The following is a 23,400-nucleotide window of genomic DNA, read 5'->3' as shown; positions in this document are numbered from 1 at the left end:
ATGCCCGATGCCTATTCCTTAGACACAAAGGAGACGGAAAATGAAAAACCAGCAATTAGGTAGTTGGCAAAACATAGTAGCAGGAGTTGCAATCGCAATACTTGTGATCTTGAGTCTTAACTCTTTTATCATTATTAATCCAGGAGAGGCGGGAGTTTTGAGTATATTGGGTAAAGCCAGAGATGGAGCTTTAATAGAAGGTTTTCATTTCAAACCGCCATTTATATCCAAAGTAGATGTATACGATGTGACGGTGCAAAAATATGAAATACCAGCTCAAAGTGCTACCAAAGATTTACAAGAACTAACAGCAAAATTTGCGATTAATTTCCGTATAGATCCCCAACAAGTAGTTGAAATTAGAAGAAAACAGGGAAGCTTAGAAAATATTGTCGCTAAAATCATTGCTCCTCAAACTCAGGAATCATTCAAAATCGCAGCCGCAAGGAGGACAGTAGAAGAGTCGATCACCAAAAGAAATGAACTTAAGGATGATTTTGACACAGCATTAGGTCAACGCCTAGAAAAATATGGAATAATAGTTCTGGATACCAGCGTTATCGACTTGACTTTTTCTCCAGAGTTTGCTAAAGCCGTAGAGGAAAAACAAATTGCTGAACAAAGAGCACAAAGAGCAGTTTACATAGCACAAGAAGCCGAACAAGAAGCACAAGCAGAAATTAATCGCGCCAAAGGGAAATCAGAAGCTCAAAAACTTTTGGCGGAAACCTTAAAAGCTCCAGGAGGACAACTAGTTCTGCAAAAAGAAGCAATTGAAGCATGGAAAAATGGCGGCGCTCAAATGCCAAAAGTTCTCGTCATGGGTAAAGACTCACAAAGTAGTGTTCCCTTTCTTTTCAATGTGAGTACCACACAGGATTAAACCTCAATTGTTCTTGAACACAAGCGCACATCAACACAGATAATAAACCGAGATATGTCAAGCACAAATCAAACCAATCTCACAATTGCTGAAGCTAAAAAAGTTCTGAATAAATTCAACTGTGTAGACATAGCACCAAAAATTAAACCATCAGAAAAGCCTGTAATCAGAGAAGCTTTACTTTTTCTAGCAAAATTATCTGATTATCAAATTTTAGGGATTTGTGCTGATACTGAAGAGGAAGGAATGCTCGCAATGAAAACTTATTCCCTCGCTTTGGGGTATGAGCCACCAAGTAATTTACCTAAAATTGATGGGCCTGTATACATCAAATTAAATGGGAAAAATGGCGTGTGTCACATAGATACTTATTTTGGACATCATCGCGGGGTGTTGGTATCTTGTCAATGTTACTCTTCAGAGGGAATTAATGAGATGTACGGTCATTTACCCTTAGATTTATTTGTTTAAATAAATAGATTGTTAGCGACAAAAGTTTTCTTTGTGTCTCAGTGTCTTGGTGGTTTAAGTAAACATTTTATTAACCACCCTTCGGGTTCGCCACCTTGCCATCGTAACGGGAACCGCCAAGACGGCAAGTGGACTCACAAAGACACCAAGACACCAAATTAGTTACACAAAAATTTATGAGTTTAATCACACTACAATCCGTAAAAAAAGATTTTGGCATTAAAGAGATTCTCAAAGATGCCAATTTTAGTTTAGATGCTAATGATAAGGTCGGTTTAATTGGTACAAATGGTTCTGGTAAATCAACTCTTTTAAAAATGATAGCTGGTTTAGAACCAATTGATGAAGGTCAAATTTTAGTTAATTCTGGTGCGAAGATTATTTATTTACCCCAACAGCCAGATTTAGATGATGAGCATACTGTTTTAGAGCAAGTTTTTGCTGACAGTGGCGAAAATATGGCTTTGGTGCGTGAGTATGAAGAAATATCTGATAAACTTGCTCATTATCCGGAAGATAGTCAATTAATGTCCCGGCTTTCGGTGGTGATGCAACGTATGGATGCAACTGGTGCTTGGGAGTTAGAAACTAATGCGAAGATTATTCTTTCTAAATTAGGAATTACAGATTTTGATGCTATTGTTGGAACTTTATCTGGAGGGTATCGTAAGCGTATTGCTTTAGCTACAGCTTTGCTATCAGAACCAGATTTGTTACTGATGGATGAACCGACAAACCATCTGGATGCAAATTCGGTGGAGTGGTTACAAAGTTATTTGAATCGTTATCGTGGCGCACTTTTATTAATTACTCACGATCGCTATTTTTTAGATCGTGTCACTAATCGAATTATAGAGATAGACAGAGGTGATATTTACACCTATTCTGGTAACTATTCATACTACCTGGAAAAGAAAGCTGATGCTGAAGAAAGTGCTGTTAGTAGTCAGCGTAAGTTTCAAGGAGTGTTGCGTCGAGAGTTGGAATGGTTGAAGAGAGGGCCAAAAGCCAGAAGTACCAAGCAAAAAGCCAGAATAGACCGGATTGGCGACATGCAAGCGACCGAGTTTAAACAAGCTCAAGGTAAAGTTGATATTGCTACAGCTAGTCGTCGAATTGGCAAAAAAGTTATTGAACTCAATAATATCTCGAAAAGTTATGGCGATGCTTTCGGTGTCAGAACTTTAATTAAAGATTTTACCTACGAGTTTAGTCCTGAAGACCGAATTGGGATTATTGGCGGTAATGGTGCTGGTAAATCTACTTTAATGGATATAATTACCGGACGGGTAGAGCCAGATACAGGTAGTGTAGAGATTGGGACGACGATTCACATTGGCTATTTTGATCAGCATTCTGAAGAATTACTCACTGCTCTAGATGAAAATCAGCGCGTCATTGATTACATCAAAGAAGAAGGGGAACACGTCAAAATAGCAGATGGTACAAAAATCACTGCTTCCCAGATGTTAGAGCGATTTTTATTTCCAGGGAACCAGCAGTATGCACCGATTTATAAACTTTCTGGTGGAGAGAAACGGCGGTTATTCTTGTTGCGTGTGCTGATGAGTGCGCCAAATGTTTTGATTTTAGATGAACCGACAAATGATTTAGATGTGCAAACTTTGGCGGTACTGGAAGAATATTTAGAGGATTTTAACGGTTGTGTAATTGTAGTTTCTCATGATCGCTATTTTCTGGATCGGACTGTAGATACTATCTTTGCTTTGGAAGCAGGGGGTAACATCCGCCAGTATCCTGGAAATTACTCAGTTTATCTCGATTACAAAAAAGCCGAAGAAGAAAAGCAACAAGCAATTGTTAATACAAAGGAAAAGCCAAAAAATCAACAGACACAATCAACAGAAACTCAACCCAAAGAAACAGCCAAGAAAAAGCGTTTATCAACTTGGGAAAGACGGGAGTTTGAGCAGTTGGAAGATAAAATTGCTCAATTAGAAACTGAGAAAGCAGAAGCAGAAAAAGCCATGGCGAATGTTTCCACAGGAAATTATACGCAGGTACAAAAGTTGTATGAACAGGTGGAAGCACTCAAAAAAGCAATTGATCAAGCGACAGAACGGTGGTTAGAATTGGCGGAAATTGAGTCTTAGTAGAGCTTTGCGTAAAATTGTAATGTTTTAAACGCAGAGGAACGCAAAGTCAACGCGGAGGGACGCAGAATTTTTTCACAGAAGATTGGGTTAATTTTTGGAAGTTGATACAATCGCAATGCAACGCGATGCATTAACAATGTAAGGCGATACAATCGTAATGTAACGCGATACATTAACAATGTAAGCCGATACAATCGCAATGTAACGCGATGCATTAACAATGTAAGGCGATACAATCGCAATGTAACGTGATGCATTAACAATGACAAACTCATTTCAGAGCGTCCGGGACGGAGTGAAGCGATAGTTAGAAAGCGCCGTCCTAAAGCTTATCCTCTTATGCAGCAGCCTCGTTCTACTTTACGTCAGCAGATGGCGCTATCACTTATCAAATGGGAGTGGAGCGGGTTAAGTGCCATTCCGCTATAGTTATTTTTAGCTATTTAAATTATGACAAAGTTTCCACTCATTATTCTCCTTAATTAAGCGCAGCCAATCACGTCCAAATTTCCTGTATGGAACTAATAGATTTTGACCATTGGGCGATATAAGGGGAGAGGCTTTAAAAGAAGATTTTAATTTTTCTGGTGCTTGTATGAAACCACCCTGCGCTTTCTCTAAGAATTCGGGAACCTCACCTCTCGATTGCCATAGCAATTTTATACTTTTTACATCAGACACAATCTTTAAATTAATATTAATTGTGTACCGATTCAACAAAATATAAAATGCCATTTACCTGCACAAAACTATTACTAACTCATTCTCAAATTTGGCACGCTGCTACTATACATCCTTTCCTACAACAATGTCATTTAGGTACAATCAAACCTGAGCAATTTAATACGTGGTTAGTACAAGATTATTTGTTTGTTATTGAGTTTACGCGGATGGTAGGAAGAGTATTAGCCAGCGCGCCTCTACATCATTTTGATGTGATACTTGGTGAATTAGCAGCACTTCAAGACGAATTGAGTTGGTTTAAACAAAAAGCCGCACAAAGACAACTGAATCTAGACATAAAAAAACAACCAATATGTCAAGAATACTGTGAATATATGCATAGTCTTGGAAATAAACCTTATCCGATACAAGCAACTGCATTTTGGGCAATGGAATTAGCTTACAATCAAGGTTGGCAATTGCCTGGTAGGATGCCGGTACCCTACAATGAATTTGCCAACAGATGGGGAAATTCTGATTTTACAGAATATGTAAAAATTTTGGAACAACAAGCTGATGAAGTGTTACAAACTGCCACTAATGATATTCAACAGCAAGCCGAAGAAGCTTTTGTCAAAGTGGCAAAATTTGAACATAATTTTTGGCAAATGGCTTTTAATGCAGGTTAGGTTATTGGTTATTGGTAGAGACGGGATTCATCCCGTCTGTACAATGGTCATTTGTCATAGGTCATTGGTGAGGGTTTGGTGTGTGGTAAGTAATTTTTCAAAGTTTTAATGGTTGCTTTTCAAATATCATTAGATGCTGCTGCGGTAATAAGTTTTTAGTTTCGCGCCACGTTAAACCAACAGCTTGCATTTCTTTTTTCACCTGCTTTTGAGTCATTTTATGTAAGCGTTTAATCATAATAAAAGGATTTTCACCCCGATATTCAACTAACACCACCCTACCGCCTGGTTTCAATGCTTTGACAATTGCTTGCATCACTTCTTGGGGATAGGCAAATTCGTGATATGCATCTACCATCAAGGCTAAGTCAATACTTGTATTTGGTAAGTTGGGATTGGTGAGAGTTGCCAATATTGGCTCAACGTTGGTCACATTTAGCTCTTGCTGGAAAAAGCTAATAATATCCAGCATTTCTGGCTGAATATCTACAGCTAGGACTTTTCCCTGTGGTACTTGGGGAGCGATACGAAAACTCAAGTAACCAGTACCCGCACCAATATCTGCTACTACGTCTGTAGGTTTGAGGTTAAGGGCGTCTACGATTTTACTTGGCTTTTCTTCTGTTTCACGACTGGGACGTTCTAGCCAACCTGCACCAGTATGTCCCATGACTTTAGCTATTTCTCTACCCATGTAGTATTTACCGATACCATCTGGGTTATGAGTTTTTCGTTGTTCGTAAACGGGAGAAGAGGTTGTAGCTGCAATTGTTGTGTTGATTGGGTAAATTAAGTAAGCACAAATTATTACTGAAACAACCAGTATTGAAACAATAAAATTATACTTTTTGGGATAATGCATAGGTTATGAATTCCACTCTATCAAACTAGTTTTGAGTGTTTGTAGTAAGCACTTTAGTGCTTAAAAATCCATCGAAGAAGGGAACTGTTAATAGGGAACTCTTAACAGTTTTTCCTATTTCCTGTTCCTTATCTGGGAGTAAGAGACCCCCACTTCTATAAGTGGTATGTTTCAGGTGGGGTGTAAATCCCCCTTTGTGTTCCCCCCTGTTAAGAGTTCCCTGTTAAGAGTTCCCTCTTTAAGACAAACACCTCTACAGTTTTCAGTTTCGCTCACAAAGGTAGCGATCGCTCTTTGTTACTGTTGTATTAGTCTGCAAATAATTCTGCACCAAGGCACAGCCATACGCTAGTACATCTTGATTGAGAATTTGCTGTAAGTTCCACAGCATAAGTGTATTGTCATCACCAGTTGAAGCCAATATTTTCCCGTCACGACTGATAGCTAGTCCTCGAATTGCAGCAGTATGTCCTGTCAAAGTTGCGATTTCTGTACCGTCAATTCGCCAAAGTTTGATAGTAGTATCCACACTTCCAGATGCTACTATTTGACTGTCGGGACTAAAGGCAATTCCCCAAATCGCAGCTGTGTGACCTTTAAGAGTTCTGAGTAATTGACCATCGAGTGTCCACAATTTTACGGTATTGTCTCCACTTCCAGAGGCTACCATCTTTCCATCAGGGCTAATAGCAAGTCTCCATACAGGTGCGGTATGACCTTTGAGAGTTCTGTGCAATTTACCATCAAGTGTCCACAACTTTACGGTTTCATCACTACTGGCGGAAGCTAAAAGTTGACTGTCTGGACTAAATCTAAGTTGCCAAATTTCTGCTTGATGTCCTTTGAGGATATTGGGTGAAAGCTGAAAGTTTTGCCAAGATGCTTGGCGATCGCGTAACCATAGTCTAATAGTTTTATCAGTATTTGCCATGGCGATCGCTTGATCGTTAGGACTCAAGGTTGTGGCAAAAAGTTTACCGTTGGGATTTTTGTAAGTAGCAACTAAAGAACTATTTGTTGGTTGCCAAACTCTTACTGTATCATCTTCCAAGCCAAGAACAACAAATTTGCCATCGCGACTGAATGAAACCGTAGAGATGGGACGGTTAGATTCAGAAAAAGTTTTGAGTAATTTACCTTGGGGACTCCAAAATTTTGCTGTGTTGTCGTGGCTTGCTGTGGCGATCGCTCCACTGTCGGGACTAATTGCAATTGACCAAATCCCAGCATCATGAGCAACAATTCTCTTTTGAAATTTGTTGTCAGTCTGCCACAATCTAACAATGTTTTCTGCACCCGCTGAGGCGATAAAACTACCGTCAGGGCTAAACCTCACTCCCCATACCGATGCGCTGTGTCCTTTTAGCGTTCTCAGTTCTGTGCCATTAATATCCCAAAGTTTAATTGTTTTGTCGAGGCTGGCGGAGGCTATAGTTTGACCATCCGGACTAAAAGCAACTTGCCAAGTCGCTGCACTATGACCTGGAAGAGTTTTCCACAAGCGATAGTTACCATTTGTGCTGTCTGTTCGCCAAAGTTTAACGGTTGTGTCTTCACTTGATGAAGCTATAGTTTGACCATCGGGGCTAAAAGCAACTGCGGAAACCCAACCTGCGTTACCTTCGAGGGTTTGTAGGGGCTTGGCTTGCTCCCAACTTGTGCTATCTTGTCTCCACAACTTTATTGCTTTGTTCAGAGTCGCAGCAGCTAAAACCCGACCATCAGGACTAAATGCTACACCCCGAAAACCGACATTATCACCTGTAAAAGTGTTGAGCAAAGAACCGTTACGCTTCCACAGTTTCACCGTTTTGTCAAGACTAGCCGATGCAATAGTTTGACCATCCCGGCTCAAAGCAAGTCCCCAGACCGCAGCATTATGAGCAACGAAACTATTAAATAGATGATATGCGCCGTTTTTGGGATCTCGCTGCCAAAGTTTAATGACTCCATCATCACTAGCTGAGATAAGCATTCGACCATCAAAGCTAAAATCTACTACTCTTATCGGTGCTTGATGCTCTTTGAGTGTAGCGACTTCCGTTCCATCACGACGCCATAACTTAATTGTTTTATCTATACCTGCGGACGCAATTAAGGAACTATCAGGACTAATAGCTACTGTAAGAATTGCTGCTGTATGTCCAGAAAAACGATTGTATTCGTCTGCTCCATAAACTGCTTGCCGTAATACATGTTTGACTTGAGGCTCTATATTTGTATTAGTTTCTTTCAGCTTTTGGAATTTGTGTGTAGCTTTGATTGCTTCTACAAGTGCATCCAATTTCCGATTGGAAGCAAACAATCCCTCAGAAGAAGATACTAGGGCGGCAATTTCGCTCATCCTTGCTTGATGTTCGCTGTTAACTGCTTGGCGGTACAAAATAAAAGTTCCTACTCCCAATCCGCTAGAGATGAGCAACGCTATAGCCACTGTCACCAGTACAAATCTTTGTAATCTAGCGGTTTTTTTCTCTTGTAGCAGTCGTACTTCAACTTCTCTTGCTCGTGCGACTTCCCATAAAATTTGGATTTCTTGCTGTTCAACTTCCTGACTGGCGGCTAAAAATTGATAATCAACATCGCTTAAACTTTTGCCTTGGCTCCATTGTTGAGCATCATGTAACGCCCGTCCCCGCAATAGACGCGATTGGTCTTCGTAGTTTGATGCTACCCATGCATTCAATGCTTGTGAGTAGGGACGCAGAGAATTTAACTGCTTTGCTACCCATTGCGTATTGAAGACACTGCGGTAGATGGGATTTTTGATTTTTAAATAACCATCACGCTTTTCGAGCAATCCAGATAATAATAGTTCTGTCTGTTCTTGGCTGTCATCAGTTGCTACAGGTGCTTGCAATACTAGTTGATAGAGTCCTAGCAACCGTCCTGCTCGTTCTTCTTTGAATAATAAGCGATCGCGAATGGTACGCAAATGTTCCGGCTCATCCTGTGATTCCCAATTGTAGATGATGTGCGATCGCACTAATTGTTCCACCCAAGATGCTTCTGTACCTGGAGCCAGGTTGATCATTCCTGTTGCATTTTCACAAGCTTGCTGTAAGATTAACTGACAAAGTTTTTGAGTCAAAAACGGTTGTCCCTTTGTCCAGTAGATGATCTCCCTCAGCACTGTTTCTCGCTGACTAACTAATCCTTCTAACCCCTTGAGCAATGGTTTGGCTTCCTCTAATTGAAAGCCGTATAATTCTATTGCCTTACCAATATTAAAAGGTGTTCGACTTTTGTCAGCGATCAAATCGGATGGACTAGCAACACCAAAAATCGCAAATCCCAGACGCTCAAATTGTGAATTGTGCGATCGCAGGTTATAACAATGACGTATCCACACAAAAAAGTCGTTGATTGGGAAACTTAAACTCAACAGACTATCAATCTCATCGATGAAAATGAAAATACCTTTTTTTGGCACATTTGGCAACAACACCTCTTCCACAAATTGATGCAGTCGTTGTATTAAGGAAAATTCTGTTTGTTGTTTCCACCAATCTTGAAAGTTAATCTGCTGTGCTAAATTTAACTCGTAAAACAAGCTGATAATAATGCTCTTGTACCATTGTACAGATGTTGTTTCCTCGCTGCCCAATCGGGAGAGATCCAGATAAACACACGCATAGTCTTCTTGTTCCAGGCGGTAGCTGGTTCGCTGTAGTAGAGATGACTTGCCCATTTGGCGAGAGTTTAATACGTAACAAAAATCACCTGCTTTTAGCCCCGCATAAAGTTGTTTGTCCGCTTGACGAATCACATAGGTGGGATCGTTACCTCGCAGACTACCACCAACCTGGTATCTCATGGAATATTGCGTGTATTCAAAACGAAATAAATATTTTAAATGAGATAGGTTAATCAGGGATCGGGAAGGGGGACAAGGAACTCTTAGCTTTTAGCAATGACCATTGTACAGACGCGATTCATCGCGTCTCTACCAATGACCAAAAAAATTAATTAACGAATTGCAGAGAGTTGCTTTTCAAAGTAGGCGCGATAGAGTTCGCAACGTGGTTTGATGCGATCGCCCTCGTAGTTAATCACTCCCAAGTTATCAAGCTTGTGAATCTCAACAGGATCAATAAAAGTACTTTGCCTACCCGCCAAAATTTTAGTATACGTATCCATCAGACTGGATTGCTCTTGTAGAATCGCCCAATGTCGCCATAAATGATGGCGGTAGATACCACCGTTGGCGATCGCCTCCTGTATCAGCTGTTCTAGAGTAATTTTTTGAGAGCAAATATTATACAGAGAAATCCGAACTAGGGCTGGATGTCCCCCTATAAGTGACATTAGTCGGTTCACTTCGCTACCATAACTCCAGTCTAGTCCGTGCCTTCTAGCTAATTCTTTTACCTGTTCTTCAGTAAATTCTGGTAAACGTAAGGGTAATCCAATATTGAATGGGGAGCGGTTAATATCCAAAGAAACATACACTTCGGTAGAGTAAACTACTACTAGTCTCAGTTTTTGCCAGATCGGATCTCTTCGTCCTTCCTCTTGCCATGAACGCAACAAAGTGAAAAACTCTTGGGCTAGTTCTGCATGTCCAAAAAAGCGATCTGCTTGCTCTAATACTAGAAGTACAGGACGTTTGATTTGTTTGAGCAAGTAGTTCTTAAAGTATAAACTACAACTCATTTTCCTACCCATTTCTTCATCCCAGTAGGCATCTATATTTGGAGCAATACCTAATTCTTTTGCTACACGCCAGCAAAAAAAACGGAAAAAGTGGTTTAAGTCAATCATGCACAGCGAATCGATTTGATGACAATCCAATTTGACTGTGTGATATCGCTGCTTTTGTGCGAAAGCAAGCAACCGCAGTACCAAAGAGCTTTTACCCATATCTCTTGGAGAGCGAATCCTGATTACACACCCTGGTTGCGTAATTTCCTGATAGGCTAGTTTCTCAATTGGTGGACGTTCGATATAGAGTGGCGAATCTAGGGGAACTGGGCCATCTGGATATGACCAAATGTATTCAGAATGTTCATATATTTCTTGAATGGATGGCAATTCAAACGCATATATGTCTTTTTTGTCTAAACTTGTTAGTAATCCTGAAAAAGTTTCTGTATAATTCGGTTCACTCAAGATATTATAGTCTTCCCGACGTAATTCCAAGTTAAAGGCATTGAAGCAGAGTTTGAGGGTTTTTCGATCCACACTTGCATTCGACGACCACAACCGAGTTAACGTTTTAGTAGAAATTTTAATGCGATCGCTTAACTGTTCCAAACTGAAGCGATTACCATTATTTTCTGCTATTTCTACTCTTAAAATCGCTGCTTGCAACCGCTTCATTCCTGCGGAGGTCAGCATAACTCCCCGTCTGCGTGTAGCTTTAGATCTTTCCATGTGCTAACTAGACAACCCTATACTTGTTAATTTTTGATATCAAAAAATCTCTAGCCTTTACTCTGAGCCTTTTGTCAACAAGGGAATTTTAATAACAAACACAAAATTATCTTACACTCGCGGTTATGCTCGCACAGTCTATGTAGACGAACAATAGTATAAATTTTTATTCAGTATTATCATGCATATGACAGTGATCAAAAAAGCAGCAAGTTGATTTACAATGCTAGGAATAGATATAGCTGCTGAATATTCTATGCGATCGCACAAGAAATGAGTTTGTTCAAAATTTAAGATTTTCATTTCTTTTCTCTTTTTGAAGAAAACTAGTTAATACCAGTTTATTGTAACTGTGATAGGCATTTATTAACTGTTTAAATTTAATACTTTCAGACCTAAATGAGTGTGCTAAAAAATATACTTTTTTTAAAGAAAAGTATAAAAATTGACTTAAATTCATATTTGTATGTTTAACTTCATTAAGATAATTTTACCCCTAGTATTCCTTATACATACGAGTTGATTAACATATACTTAGTTAATCATCTATAAGTAACTTTGTCTAATCTTTAGTCATAAATATTACTTATATATTCATTTTATTTACCTGTATAATAAGTATCTGCCTAAATCTCTTAACTATTTCCTTAGATTTTCAGATCAAACGTATACATTTACCTCAGATCCCCGACTTTTTAGAAAAGTCGGGGATCTATAGTTCTGCAAAAAATAAAGCTTATAAATATAGAAGTGCGATCGCTTTTTGTGGGAAAGATTGTAAGTAGATGCGTTAAATTATCGTGTCGTAACGACACTATGTTGTGATCTAACGACACTAAGTTGTGTCGTAACGACACTAAGTTGTGATCTAACGACACTAAGTTGTGTCGTAACGACACTAAGTTGTGATCTAACGACACTAAGTTGTGACCTAACGACAACTTGTTGGGTAATAGCGATCGCATTCTGTATCCTGTTCAAATTTTTCTACCACAGGTGTGAGAGACAATTAACCCAGTATCTGCAACGATCGCGATGGGTAACAAAGAGGGTAACACATGGAGATTAGTACACCAGACTGGGTTAAACATGCTGTTTTCTATCAAATTTTTCCTGATCGCTTTGCCAGAAGTAAACAACCACGCAAGCGCCTGTTACATAATGCGAGTTGGGAAGATTGGGATGCAATGCCTACACTCCAAGGTTATAAAGGAGGAGATCTGTGGGGTGTGCTGGAACAGTTAGATTACATTCAGGATTTGGGAATTAATGCGATTTACTTTACGCCGATTTTCCAATCTGCAAGTAATCACCGTTATCATACCCATGATTATTATCAAGTTGATCCGATGTTGGGCGGTAATCCGGCTTTTAAGGAATTGCTAGACGCAGCCCACGCCCGCAATATCAAAATAGTTTTGGATGGAGTATTTAATCATTCCAGTCGTGGTTTTTTCTTTTTCCACGATATTTTGGAAAATGGCCCCTATTCGCCTTGGGTGGATTGGTTCAAGATAGAAAGCTGGCCTTTATCTCCTTACAACGGTGAATTTCCCGCTAACTATGTAGGTTGGGCTGACAATCGAGCCTTACCAGTATTTAACCACGACAACCCAGAAGTACGCGAGTACATTATGGAAATTGCCGAATATTGGATTAAATTTGGCATTGATGGTTGGCGATTAGATGTACCATTTGAAATCAAAACTCCTGGTTTTTGGCAAGAGTTTCGCGATCGCGTCAAAGCAATTAATCCGGAAGCTTATATAGTGGGTGAAGTTTGGGGAGATTCCCGCCAATGGTTGGATGGTACGCAGTTCGATGGTGTCATGAATTATTTATTTGCTGCACCAACGATTGCATTTACCGCAGGCGATCGCGTCGATATGGAACAAGTACAAGATCGCTCTTATCATCCATATCCACCGTTATTTGCAGCCGAATATGCTACCAAAATCCAGGAACTGCTACAACTTTACCCTTGGGAAATTCAACTTACCCAATTAAACTTGCTAGCAAGTCACGATACCGCTAGGTTGATTTCCATTGCGGGAGGCGATATTCCCAGCGTGGAACTAGCAACTCTACTATTACTGACTTTTCCTGGTGCGAGTAGTATCTATTATGGCGATGAAGTAGGTTTACCAGGTCGTCTTGATCCCGATTCCCGGCGTGGTTTTCCTCTGGAAGCAAACTGGAACCGAGAAATTCTCGATACCCACCGCCAATTAATAGCTCTGCGCCACGCTTATCCCTGCTTGCGTACAGGTACTTATCAAGTTTTACATGCCTATGGTGAGTTGTACGTGTTTGCCCGTAGTTTAAATCAGCAGGAAATCATAGTAGCAGTTAATGCTGGTACTGCATCGGCAAAAGCAAATATACATATTAACTTGCATAGCCAACCCAAGAAGCTTTTATATGGTAATGCTGAGTTCAAATGGCACAATCAGCGAGAAACGAACCAATTAACTTTAAATATTCCTCCCCGCAGTGGTTGTATTTTGGGTATGGGTTAGATCCCCGACTTTTTAAAAAAGTCGGGGATCTGGCCAACTTGTCAAAATCAATATAGTGAACCACTACTTTAGTAGACTAAAAGCTTAGTTAGTCTAATGATTTTTGCTATCAGCCTGCGATTTAAATCGCAGGCAATTTTATATCAACTTAGTATTCTGCAACAACTAGTGCAGGCATCAAAACTTGATCAATAATATGGATGACGCCATTGTCAGCTAAGATATCTGTTTTGAGAACATTGGCGTTATTTACCTGGAATTTCCCATCAACCGATGCGATCGCCACCACCGATCCTTCAACTGTTTGTGCTTCATCAATTTGTGCCAAATCATCAGATCTGACATCTCCAAAAGCCACATGATAAGCAACAATTCTCTTCAACTTTGGAATATTTTCTAGCAAAGCATCTAATGTTCCTTCTGGTAGATTAGCAAAAGCTTCATCAGTGGGTGCAAAGAGTGTATAAGGGCCTTCACTTTTAAAAGTTTCTAATAATCCACTAGCTTCAACAGCTTTGATTAGGGTATTAAAATCACCTGTGTTAACAGCAGTCTCTACAATATCAGCCATGAGGTTTTTACTTCGTTGAGGTTGTTCAATAAGTTACTTATAGAGTGGGTAAATAGCTGTCAACCTCTATCAACAGACATGTAGTTAAGTAAGTTGGCTGAACTTATAATGCCCATAACTAGTGGTCTGACAAGTCAACTTTGCTCGGTAAACCAATTTTAGACTCACCTTCTTTTCCTCTTCCTTCGCGTACTTCGCGTCTACCCTCCGGGAACGACTTTGTCGAACGCGGTTCGTTCCCTTACCCCTCAAAGTTGGGTTGCCAGACTACTAGTTATTTAAATAACAATTTCAAGTAGAAACACTCTCAATTCAACTGCTATCCTACTTCTAAACCATTAACAAATGACTAATATGCTAAAAGTCTTTGCTGATCGCGGTGGTACATTTACAGATATTGTTGCTGTTACTGATAATCAAGCAATTATAAATAGACTTTCCCAACACCAAAAACGTTTTTTAATTGTTCCTCTTCCCAATCAGGAATGGATTATAGTTTACAAACTACTCTCAGAAAATCCCGAACAATATCAAGATGCTGTTATCCAAGGGATTCGCGATATAATTGGACTTGAGCGTCATCAACCCATACCACCAGAAGCCATTGAAGTAGTAAAAATGGGAACCACAGTAGCCACAAATGCACTGTTAGAAAGACATGGCGATCGCGTTGTGCTGCTGATTACCAAAGGGTTTAAAGATGCATTGCGAATTGGCTACCAAAATCGCCCTAATATCTTCGCAAGACATATTATTTTACCCACCATGCTTTATGAACAGGTGATTGAAGTAGACGAACGCAATGATGCTAAGGGTAACGAATTAACTCCCGTCAATATTGAACAGGTCAAAACAGACTTACAAAAAGTTTATAATACAGGGATTCGTAGTTGTGCCATTGTATTTATGCATGGCGATCGCTATCCCAATCATGAACAACAAGTCGCAAACATTGCCCAGGAAATTGGTTTAACGCAGATATCTGTATCCCACCAAGTTAGTCCTTTAATGAAACTGGTTAGTCGCGGAGATACAACAGTCGTAGATGCATATTTAACTCCGATTTTGCGGCGCTATGTCAACCAAGTAGCTAATCAGTTACCCGGTGTGAGATTAATGTTTATGAAATCGGATGGTGGATTAACCGATGCACAACAATTTCAAGGCAAAGATAGTATTTTGAGTGGCCCAGCTGGGGGTATTGTTGGCGCAGTTCAAACTAGCAAAAGAGCAGGTTTTGATTTAGTTATCACCTTTGATATGGGCGGGACAAGTACAGATGTTGCCCACTTTAAAGGAGAATATGAACGTCAACTAGAATCAGAAATAGCTGGCGCCCGGATGCGGGTTCCCGTGTTAGCAATTAATACTATTGCTGCTGGTGGTGGTTCAATTTTGTTTTTTGATGGTTCTAGTTATCGTGTTGGACCAGAATCGGCGGGATCAAATCCTGGCCCTGCTTGTTACCGTCGTGGCGGGCCGTTAGCTGTCACCGATGCTAATGTCATGTTAGGCAAAATTCATCCTCAATATTTTCCCTCTGTATTTGGGGTGGATGGTAATTTGCCCTTAGATAAGGATATTGTCGTTCATAAATTTACTCAATTAGCTCAAGATATCAAAAATACTACAAATGACACTCGTACTCCTGAACAAGTAGCAGCTGGATTTATTGCGATCGCTGTCGAGAATATGGCAAACGCGATCAAAAAAATCAGTCTCCAACGAGGTTATGATGTTACTCAATACGTGCTTTGTTGTTTTGGTGGTGCAGGCGGTCAAGTTGCTTGCTTAATCGCCGATACTTTAGGAATGAAAAAGATATTTTTGCATCCTTATGCAGGAGTACTTTCAGCTTATGGTATGGGATTAGCTGATGTAAGAGCAATCAGAGAAAGTGGAGTGGAACAACCTCTCACCCAAGAATTAGTCCCGCAATTACAACAATTAATGCAAGTTTTAGAAACCCAAGCTAGACAAGAATTACCCTTCTCCACTAATAGCGCAGGTGTAATTGAAGCAAGCACCGAAGAGGAAGTAGTCAGAAAAGTTAATTTGAAATATGAAGGAACGAACTCGATTTTGACTATTAATTTTGCTTTAGATGTAGTAATTATGCGACAAGAATTTGAGGTCGAACATAAATCTCGCTACGGTTTTATTCAAATCGAAAAAACCTTAATTGTTGAATCCGCTTCAGTAGAAGTTATTCAGAAAATCGATACTCCTGAAGAACCATTAATCACTCGTAGTCGTCCTCTGAATCAACCTCCGACATCTGTCGAGATAGTACAAATGTTTACTGCTGATCAATGGCATGATACTCCAATTTATCGACGAGAAGATTTACAACCAGAAGATCATATTAATGGACCTGCAATTATTGTCGAAAAAATTAGCACAATCGTAGTTGAACCTGAATGGAAAGCAAGCTTAAGTGAACGCAATCATTTAGTTTTGCAACGTATTGATTAGGTGTAGTTTCAATACTGTTCGGCGTTTTGTCTAAAATCTTGCCCTAAAATAAATTAGTGGCTCAAAGCTTATGAGATAACCTTTTAACCCATTTCAATGGGTTTAAGCTTTAAGCCGGAAATTTATTTCACGGCACTTCACTGAGCAGTGTTAAGACTAATTTAATGTTCAATATATGACAAATGACAAATCACAAATGACGACTTTTAGGTTAAGTGGAACAAAATGTACTGCCTAAAACCGCAATGTTGTACAATAGTAAAAAACTAAACTCTAACTCTATACTCATGAGTTCCCATCCCCTCTTGAAAGTTGACATTTCTCAACTCAGCGTTGCGGAACGTATCCAACTTGCTGAAGATTTATGGGACAGTATCGTAGAACAGCAAGAGGAACTTAGCTTGAGTGAAGCGCAACAACAAGAGTTAGATCGACGGTTAGAAAGTTACAAGAAAAACCCCACAAATGGCTCTAGTTGGGAAGAGGTTAAAAAACGGTTAGGCTCCTCCCGATGAACTATAACCTGATTATCCGGCCAGAAGCAGAATACGATATTCAGGATGCTTTTGAGTGGTACGAATCTCAAAATCCAGGCTTGGGTTCTGAATTTGTCCGTGCAGTCGATGCTTGTCTATCAGGGATTGGACGAAACCCCCTTGCTTACCAAGTCATTCACAAACAGGTAAGAAGAGCATTAATCCGTCGATTCCCATACATAATTCTCTACGTTTTTGACCAAGATACTGTTTTTGTACTTGCTTGCTTCCATGCAAAACGCGATCCAAAACAATGGTTAGATAAATACTAAAATTATCTTTACATATAGAAGTTCCCAAATTTTGACATGCAACTAACTATAGGTTAAAAATTTTATCTAACTCAGTAAACCAAAAATACCTAATAATTTCCTCTACTTCTGTGCACTTCTATAGTTATTTATAAAAAATACTTAGGTGAATGAAAATAAACATAACCAATTACCAATAACTGATAAAGACTCTAACGAATTAACTTTATTTGTGCCGATATAAATTAATTATGTACACAACATCTCAAAGCGATCCCGTTCGCCTCGAAATCTTCAAAAACCTCTATCAATTTATTGCTGAACAAATGGGAATTGTTCTGCAAAACACAGCAGCATCAGTAAATATTAAAGAACGTCTAGATTTCTCCTGCGCCATTTTTGATGCTTCAGGATTATTGGTTGCTAATGCTCCTCATATTCCTGTACATTTAGGCTCCATGAGTGAAAGCGTTCGTAGTTTAATTAATGATCAAAGCGATACTCTTAAACCAGGAAATGTGTATTTATCCAATAATCCCTATAATGGTGGAACCCATCTCCCTGATGTGACAGCAATTACTCCCGTTTTTGATGAAGACGAAAAACAAATTATTTTCTATGTAGCTTCTCGCGGACACCAAGCCGATATCGGAGGAATTACTCCCGGTTCCATGCCTCCTCATAGTACTACAGTCGCAGAAGAAGGAATTATATTTGATAATTTTCTCTTAGTTGAACAAGGCAAGTTTCGAGAAAATCAAGTTCGAGAAATGCTCTTGAATCATCTTTATCCTGCTCGTAACCCTAACCAAAACATTGCTGATTTTAAAGCACAAATAGCCGCCAATAATAGAGGAGTACAAGAACTGCGGAAAATGGTTTATCAATATGGACTCGAAACAGTCCAAGCTTACATGAAATTTGTCCAAGATAATGCAGAGGAATCAGTGAAAAGAGCTATTGATGTTCTCAAAGACGGCTCATTTATTTATGAAATGGATGACGGCGCACGCATTCAAGTTCAAGTCACAATCAACCAAGAAAACCGCAGCGCTACGATTGATTTTACAGGCACATCTAGACAATTAAATACTAACTTTAATGCTCCTAAAGCTGTCACCCAAGCAGCAGTTTTATACGTCTTTCGGACTCTGGTTGATGACAGCATACCTCTTAATGCTGGCTGTCTGAAACCACTAGAAATAATTATTCCTTCTGGCTGTATGCTAAACCCAACCTATCCAGCAGCAGTGGTAGCTGGAAATGTAGAAACATCCCAAGTCATTGTCGATGCTTTATATGGTGCTTTGGGTGTCATGGCTGCTTCTCAAGGAACAATGAACAATTTCACCTTTGGTAATGAGCATTATCAATATTATGAAACGATCTGCGGTGGTGCTGGCGCAGGGGCTAACTTTGACGGTACTGATGCAGTCCATACCCACATGACTAACTCCCGCTTGACTGATCCTGAAGTTTTAGAAACTCGCTATCCTGTTTTAGTAGAAAGCTTTAGTTTGCGTCCTAATAGTGGCGGTAAAGGAAAACACTCAGGTGGAAATGGCGTCATCCGTCGCATCAAGTTTTTAGAATCGATGACAGCCAATATTCTCTCTGGACATCGGGTGATTCCTCCTTTTGGGTTAAATGGTGGGGAAGCAGGACAAATTGGACGCAACTGGATACAACGCCAAGATGGAACCCAAGAGAATTTAGACAGCACAGCGACAGTGCAAATGCAACCTGGGGATGTTTTTATTATCGAAACCCCTGGAGGAGGAGGATTTGGGGAAAAAGCTAAGAGTTAAACATTAGGAATATCTCATTGAATGCTATTTGGAACTAGCAGCTTAATTTTAAGATAATCCACAGAATTATTAGACAGAATTTTTCTGGAATCTGCTTATGTATGTTTGTATATATGTGCAGATGACAGAATAAACAGGAGTGTTTCACGATGACAAATACCCAACTATTCGATGTCTTCTTAGCTCATAATAGCAAGGATAAACTCGAAGTTAGAGCCATTGCTCAAGAACTCAAACGGCAAGGTTTGAAACCTTGGATTGATGAAGATCAAATTTATCCAGGAGATCCTATTGCAACAAAAGTACAGGATGGACTTGTTAAATCACTGAATTTTGCATTCTTTATTGGGTTACATGGTTTTGGAAAATTCCAGGAGATTTGGGAACTAGATGCATTAATCATGTTTTGCTCAAATAATAACTTGCGTATTATTCCAGTTTTACTGCCAGGTGTTAAAAAACTATCTGAAGAGCAAGTATTCTTAGCATCAAGACGGTATTTACAGTTCCATCATTCAATTAATGAAACTGAACCATTAAATGAATTAGTTCAGATTATTAAAAAAACTACAACCTCAGAAGGAAGATCATTTAAAGTTTCTACACCATCCAATGTAAGTAATGATAAAGCCTTGACTCAAATTGAAGATCCGCATATTACTCAAGGATCAGTCATGGAAAAGGATAAAATTGTCTCTGACCTCATCGATAAATTATTTGATGCTTTATATAGTCATAAAATTGATATAGGAATTCAGAAATTTAAAGTTATTGCTCATAAATCTTTATTTTTAAATGGAGAAAATGGAGAAATAGATCAAAGATTTATTAAAAATAACTTTAGTTCATCATTTGCAGCAGCCAATCGCTACAAACGTCCCGCGCAAATCAATTCGAGTAAAACTGGACGAACAAAACTTGGATCGCGAGCAAGTAAGGAAGATGGGAAAGAAATAATTTATTTGATTGACCGTAATGATAATTTAGGTGGACTACCTGGTGAAGTTCGCATCTTTTTTCCTGCCAATAATGATGCAGCAAAAATATCAGGATTAAGTTTATAGTATATTATAGTATATTATTTATTACAGAACATATTTGCCATTTATAAAACTATTATTTTATTTTTGAGCATTTCAAGAAACTGAAAATATCGCTTGATGAGAGTTATGTCTGAAATCATCTTCAAAAATCAGACAGAGATCCATAGATTTTTTTAAACATTATTATGATCTGTTTTATATATTAAACAGTAAAATAATTATTTTGCTATTTTTCGGATGAAAAATTGATATCTTTTAGTTGTAAATGGAGATTCTAAACTATGATAATCACTAAAAAAATTGAAGGACTTGATCCTCTTGAGTACCAACATCCCGCAGATCGTAAAGCTTTACTAGCACTAGAAAAAACACCAGGATTAGATTTTTTGGTGAAGAAATTTTATGAATTTGGGTTTGAAACCTTGTTGAGAATTGAGTTTATTGGCAGTAATCTTTTAGTGACCGATAAGGCTTTTCCTGAAATTTATCAAATTTTTGAATATGCTTGCGAGAATTTAGATTTAGACCATAACATAGAACCACAATTTTATTTTCGATGGAACGACTATTTCCGCATATTAGATTTTCCAACCAATAACTTGCAAGGAATTACAGTAGGGGTAAGTAAGCCAATTATTGCTATTAGTACTGAGGCTATCGAAAACTTCTCTGAAGCAGAGTTATTATTTGTGATTGGCTGTGAGGTTGGTCGTGTCAAGAGCAAGCAGGTTCTTTATGAAGATATTGCTCGCTTACTTCCAGTACTGGGCGATGTAATTTCAACAGTAGCTTTTGGATTAGGTGGGTTAACTGGTTCTATTACCGGCGGATTACATATCGCATTAAACCAATGGCTTAGGATGGCAGACTATACCGCAGATCGAGCTGGCTTACTCGCGTGCCAGGACTTGGAGGTTGCAATGACCGCATTGGCAAAAATGGCAGGATTACCACAAAAATATTTTGACTCTTTTAATATTCGTGAATTTATGAATCAAGCAAGAGACTTTGAAGGAATTGGAGATAATCTATACAATAAAGTCCTCAAAGTAATTAGTACAGTACAAAGAGATCAGGCTTTTATGATTGCACGTGCCCATGAACTTCTAAAATGGGTTGATTCTGGAGGATTTCAGGAGGTTTTGGAGCGGAAAGCAAAAGTCCAATTACCACAGACTACATCAGAAGAAGCTCAACTATCGCAAACTACATTAGAAGAAGCTCAACCACTAACACAGCAGAGATGTCGTCATTGTGATTTTGAACTTTTAGCTTCACATACTTTTTGCCCAAACTGTGGAAAGAAAATTTCTACCCAAGGGTGGTTTGGTTTAGGCAAAGGAAAATCTTAACTACTTGAGCCGTATTACCTTAACTTACGCAACTGTGATTAGTGATCGCTATGCAGGGAAAAACTTTTTGCTTAACTGTTAAGCTCGACTTTATCCAAAATTAAGAACTCAGCTTTCTTTATTCGGCAAAAACCCTAGCTTTTTGGCAAATACTTTTTCCATCTCACTAATTCTCAATAAATTCCAAAAACTAAAACTACCGTCCCACAATGGTTTCAGGGTCAGGTTTTGGGTTTCGTAAAAATGGATAAAGTCGAGTTAAGGTGAGGTATCGATAAAAAAGCAGGACTTTTGGCTTTTTACTTCCCAGGACTTACGCAAGATGTGACCGAAAACCTTATTCTTGCGTAGCGGTAATTCATGAATTACCGCAAATGCGCGTTATGTTTTGCGTAAGTCCTGTTCCCATCAAAACGTAACTCCCAATTCTTTACCCATAAACTAATTTATTAACTTTTAGCATTTATTTACATATTCCTTAGAATCTATTTCAGTTTGTAACTATTTGCCTATATCTTTATATCTATTCCTTTAGACTGATCTAAAACAGTGAAAATTTTTCAGGATAAAGAAAAATGGCTTCGGGAAACTTGATTTGTCATAATTTTTTTGTTGCTGTTTCTTTTGTAGCTTGTATTATTGGTCTGTTTTTACTGTGGGATAACAAACAGCAAAAAAATGATGTGGATGCAACAGAGGTAATTTTATTTAGAATGACCTTTTGTTACTGGTTAGTTTACTGTATTGCTTTTGGAATTGAAAAATTAGTATTTCCTCACTGGGAAGCAATACATATGACTTTGAGGATTACAACAGCTTTGTCGTATTTCTTAACATTTTCTTGTATTGTTAGTCTACCTCTACATAAGTTTGCAGTTCGCCAAGTTGAGGAATAGTGATTTGTTATTTAGGATTGATTGTTTGTATGAACAAGCTCAACTCAAGTAAATATCTGTCTTGTTTGGGCTGCTCAAAGTCGTCGCGCTTTAGTTAATTTTAATCTGCATTCAGAACTGTAATCTTGTCATACTTCGTGTAACGTTCGCTCTTGGCTTTCCCGAAGGGTAGTATTTCGAGAGATTCTTCACTCTGCGATCAACCCTTCGTACCCTACGGGAAGGCTTCGCCTATAAAAGCTCAATCAACCTTACAGGCTATATTAATACGTTTGCACGGGGTAACTTCAGTTCAAAAATTGGGATGCTCCCAAAAGCAAAGCCCCCTAAAGTTGTAGGAGGCTTTGGTTTTGTATAATAAAATCCTGGCATCGAGCTATTTTGACGGTCGGCAACCCGACAACTATCGTCGCCGCAGCAGCGTTTCACAACTGAGTTCGGGAAGGGTTCAGAGTGGTTCCACCGCGCCATAGACACCAGGAAAACCTGTGGATTTTGGATTTGGGATTTTGGATTGAAGTTGACAATCTCAAATCTCAAATCTTAAAATCACAAAACCCTGAAGACTGCATAGAATGTTGAAGCGAAAAAAATGTAGTAGTAGAGGTCAAGCCCTCGGTCTATTAGTACTCCTCAGCTTCATACATTACTGCACTTCCACTTAGAGCCTATGAACAGGTGTTCTACCTGTGACCTTACCAGCTTTAGCTGTGAGAGTACTCATCTTGAGGTGGGCTTCCCACTTAGATGCTTTCAGCGGTTATCCGCTCCGCACTTGGCTACCCAGCGTCTTCTGTTGGCACAATAACTGGTACACCAGCGGTGCGTCCTTCCCGGTCCTCTCGTACTAAGGAAGGCTCCTCTCAATACTCTTACGCCTGCACCGGA

General features: G+C 39.1%; 16 protein-coding genes and 1 rRNA gene. 12 read left to right on the top strand and 5 right to left on the bottom strand.

Going from position 1 to position 23,400, the window contains the following annotated elements:
- The first annotated feature begins 40 nt into the window (after nucleotides 1-40).
- From B4U84_RS02480 to B4U84_RS02460, 4 genes are all read left to right on the top strand, one after another.
- A complete protein-coding gene (locus tag B4U84_RS02480) occupies nucleotides 41-883 on the top strand; it encodes a prohibitin family protein (protein WP_017311751.1) in 843 nt (280 codons plus the stop codon).
- Between the two features lie 54 nt (nucleotides 884-937).
- On the top strand, nucleotides 938-1,354 hold the full coding sequence (locus B4U84_RS02475) for a DUF1824 family protein (RefSeq protein ID WP_017311750.1): 417 nt from the start codon (nucleotides 938-940) through the stop codon (nucleotides 1,352-1,354).
- Nucleotides 1,355-1,530: 176 nt separating this feature from the next.
- Complete coding sequence (locus B4U84_RS02470) at nucleotides 1,531-3,468, top strand: ABC-F family ATP-binding cassette domain-containing protein (protein ID WP_026081997.1); 1,938 nt, start codon at nucleotides 1,531-1,533, stop codon at nucleotides 3,466-3,468.
- A gap of 731 nt (nucleotides 3,469-4,199) precedes the next feature.
- The gene (locus B4U84_RS02460; protein WP_044453050.1) at nucleotides 4,200-4,823 is read left to right on the top strand and encodes a TenA family protein; all 624 of its coding nucleotides are present in this window, start codon (nucleotides 4,200-4,202) and stop codon (nucleotides 4,821-4,823) included.
- 97 nt (nucleotides 4,824-4,920) lie between these two features.
- On the opposite strand, the gene B4U84_RS02455 is transcribed toward B4U84_RS02460, so the two are convergent.
- The 3 genes from B4U84_RS02455 to B4U84_RS02445 form a co-directional block, all read right to left on the bottom strand.
- Nucleotides 4,921-5,685: a class I SAM-dependent methyltransferase gene (locus B4U84_RS02455; protein WP_017311747.1), complete on the bottom strand. Its 765-nt coding sequence runs from the start codon at nucleotides 5,683-5,685 to the stop codon at nucleotides 4,921-4,923.
- Between the two features lie 262 nt (nucleotides 5,686-5,947).
- A complete protein-coding gene (locus tag B4U84_RS02450) occupies nucleotides 5,948-9,502 on the bottom strand; it encodes a WD40 domain-containing protein (protein WP_131115345.1) in 3,555 nt (1,184 codons plus the stop codon).
- A gap of 152 nt (nucleotides 9,503-9,654) precedes the next feature.
- Complete coding sequence (locus tag B4U84_RS02445) at nucleotides 9,655-11,061, bottom strand: AAA-like domain-containing protein (RefSeq protein WP_131115343.1); 1,407 nt, start codon at nucleotides 11,059-11,061, stop codon at nucleotides 9,655-9,657.
- 1,058 nt (nucleotides 11,062-12,119) lie between these two features.
- Here B4U84_RS02445 and B4U84_RS02435 point away from each other — a divergent pair.
- Complete coding sequence (locus B4U84_RS02435; RefSeq protein WP_017311744.1) at nucleotides 12,120-13,580, top strand: glycoside hydrolase family 13 protein; 1,461 nt, start codon at nucleotides 12,120-12,122, stop codon at nucleotides 13,578-13,580.
- 148 nt (nucleotides 13,581-13,728) lie between these two features.
- Here the strand turns inward: B4U84_RS02435 and B4U84_RS02430 are convergent, their stop codons facing one another.
- Nucleotides 13,729-14,151 carry a fasciclin domain-containing protein gene (locus B4U84_RS02430; protein WP_044453046.1) on the bottom strand — a complete coding sequence of 141 codons (423 nt, stop codon included), beginning with the start codon at nucleotides 14,149-14,151 and terminating at the stop codon, nucleotides 13,729-13,731.
- Between the two features lie 354 nt (nucleotides 14,152-14,505).
- On the opposite strand from B4U84_RS02430, the gene B4U84_RS02425 reads away from it, so the two are divergent.
- The 7 genes from B4U84_RS02425 (at nucleotide 14,506) to B4U84_RS02395 (ending at nucleotide 22,512) form a co-directional block, all read left to right on the top strand.
- Nucleotides 14,506-16,626, top strand: a complete 2,121-nt coding sequence (locus B4U84_RS02425; RefSeq protein WP_131118673.1) for a hydantoinase/oxoprolinase family protein — start codon at nucleotides 14,506-14,508, stop codon at nucleotides 16,624-16,626.
- Nucleotides 16,627-16,913: 287 nt separating this feature from the next.
- Nucleotides 16,914-17,141, top strand: a complete 228-nt coding sequence (locus tag B4U84_RS02420) for an addiction module protein (protein ID WP_026081996.1) — start codon at nucleotides 16,914-16,916, stop codon at nucleotides 17,139-17,141.
- A complete protein-coding gene (locus B4U84_RS02415) occupies nucleotides 17,138-17,434 on the top strand; it encodes a type II toxin-antitoxin system RelE/ParE family toxin (RefSeq protein ID WP_017311740.1) in 297 nt (98 codons plus the stop codon). The genes B4U84_RS02420 and B4U84_RS02415 overlap by 4 nt, the downstream gene beginning before the upstream one ends.
- Nucleotides 17,435-17,664: 230 nt before the next feature.
- Nucleotides 17,665-19,221, top strand: coding sequence for a hydantoinase B/oxoprolinase family protein (locus B4U84_RS02410; protein ID WP_131115339.1), 1,557 nt, complete (start codon nucleotides 17,665-17,667; stop codon nucleotides 19,219-19,221).
- A gap of 149 nt (nucleotides 19,222-19,370) precedes the next feature.
- Nucleotides 19,371-20,285, top strand: coding sequence for a toll/interleukin-1 receptor domain-containing protein (locus tag B4U84_RS02405; protein ID WP_131115337.1), 915 nt, complete (start codon nucleotides 19,371-19,373; stop codon nucleotides 20,283-20,285).
- A gap of 260 nt (nucleotides 20,286-20,545) precedes the next feature.
- Complete coding sequence (locus B4U84_RS02400) at nucleotides 20,546-21,616, top strand: M48 family metallopeptidase (protein WP_131115335.1); 1,071 nt, start codon at nucleotides 20,546-20,548, stop codon at nucleotides 21,614-21,616.
- Nucleotides 21,617-22,191: 575 nt separating this feature from the next.
- Entirely contained in the window at nucleotides 22,192-22,512 is a 321-nt protein-coding gene (locus B4U84_RS02395; RefSeq protein WP_131115333.1) for a hypothetical protein, read from the top strand.
- Between the two features lie 363 nt (nucleotides 22,513-22,875).
- On the opposite strand, the gene rrf is transcribed toward B4U84_RS02395, so the two are convergent.
- Nucleotides 22,876-22,993, bottom strand: a 5S ribosomal RNA gene (rrf, locus tag B4U84_RS02390).
- Between the last annotated feature and the right edge of the window lie 407 nt (nucleotides 22,994-23,400).

Source organism: Westiellopsis prolifica IICB1, from assembly GCF_004323185.1.
Taxonomy (GTDB): Bacteria; Cyanobacteriota; Cyanobacteriia; order Cyanobacteriales; family Nostocaceae; genus Pelatocladus; species Pelatocladus prolificus_A.
Note: the sequence above shows the minus strand (reverse complement) of the source record. Positions and strands in the feature narration are given on the sequence as shown.

What these genes read in the sequence shown, in the direction of transcription:
- B4U84_RS02405 (WP_131115337.1), top strand. Translation starts at nt 19,371, where the DNA reads ATGACAAATACCCAACTATTCGATGTCTTCTTAGCTCATAATAGCAAG.
- B4U84_RS02425 (WP_131118673.1), top strand. Translation starts at nt 14,506, where the DNA reads ATGCTAAAAGTCTTTGCTGATCGCGGTGGTACATTTACAGATATTGTT.
- B4U84_RS02450 (WP_131115345.1), bottom strand. Translation starts at nt 9,502, where the DNA reads ATGAGATACCAGGTTGGTGGTAGTCTGCGAGGTAACGATCCCACCTAT.
- B4U84_RS02420 (WP_026081996.1), top strand. Translation starts at nt 16,914, where the DNA reads ATGAGTTCCCATCCCCTCTTGAAAGTTGACATTTCTCAACTCAGCGTT.
- B4U84_RS02435 (WP_017311744.1), top strand. Translation starts at nt 12,120, where the DNA reads ATGGAGATTAGTACACCAGACTGGGTTAAACATGCTGTTTTCTATCAA.
- B4U84_RS02400 (WP_131115335.1), top strand. Translation starts at nt 20,546, where the DNA reads ATGATAATCACTAAAAAAATTGAAGGACTTGATCCTCTTGAGTACCAA.
- B4U84_RS02480 (WP_017311751.1), top strand. Translation starts at nt 41, where the DNA reads ATGAAAAACCAGCAATTAGGTAGTTGGCAAAACATAGTAGCAGGAGTT.
- B4U84_RS02410 (WP_131115339.1), top strand. Translation starts at nt 17,665, where the DNA reads ATGTACACAACATCTCAAAGCGATCCCGTTCGCCTCGAAATCTTCAAA.
- B4U84_RS02475 (WP_017311750.1), top strand. Translation starts at nt 938, where the DNA reads ATGTCAAGCACAAATCAAACCAATCTCACAATTGCTGAAGCTAAAAAA.
- B4U84_RS02415 (WP_017311740.1), top strand. Translation starts at nt 17,138, where the DNA reads ATGAACTATAACCTGATTATCCGGCCAGAAGCAGAATACGATATTCAG.
- B4U84_RS02445 (WP_131115343.1), bottom strand. Translation starts at nt 11,061, where the DNA reads ATGGAAAGATCTAAAGCTACACGCAGACGGGGAGTTATGCTGACCTCC.
- B4U84_RS02470 (WP_026081997.1), top strand. Translation starts at nt 1,531, where the DNA reads ATGAGTTTAATCACACTACAATCCGTAAAAAAAGATTTTGGCATTAAA.
- B4U84_RS02430 (WP_044453046.1), bottom strand. Translation starts at nt 14,151, where the DNA reads ATGGCTGATATTGTAGAGACTGCTGTTAACACAGGTGATTTTAATACC.
- B4U84_RS02455 (WP_017311747.1), bottom strand. Translation starts at nt 5,685, where the DNA reads ATGCATTATCCCAAAAAGTATAATTTTATTGTTTCAATACTGGTTGTT.
- B4U84_RS02395 (WP_131115333.1), top strand. Translation starts at nt 22,192, where the DNA reads ATGGCTTCGGGAAACTTGATTTGTCATAATTTTTTTGTTGCTGTTTCT.
- B4U84_RS02460 (WP_044453050.1), top strand. Translation starts at nt 4,200, where the DNA reads ATGCCATTTACCTGCACAAAACTATTACTAACTCATTCTCAAATTTGG.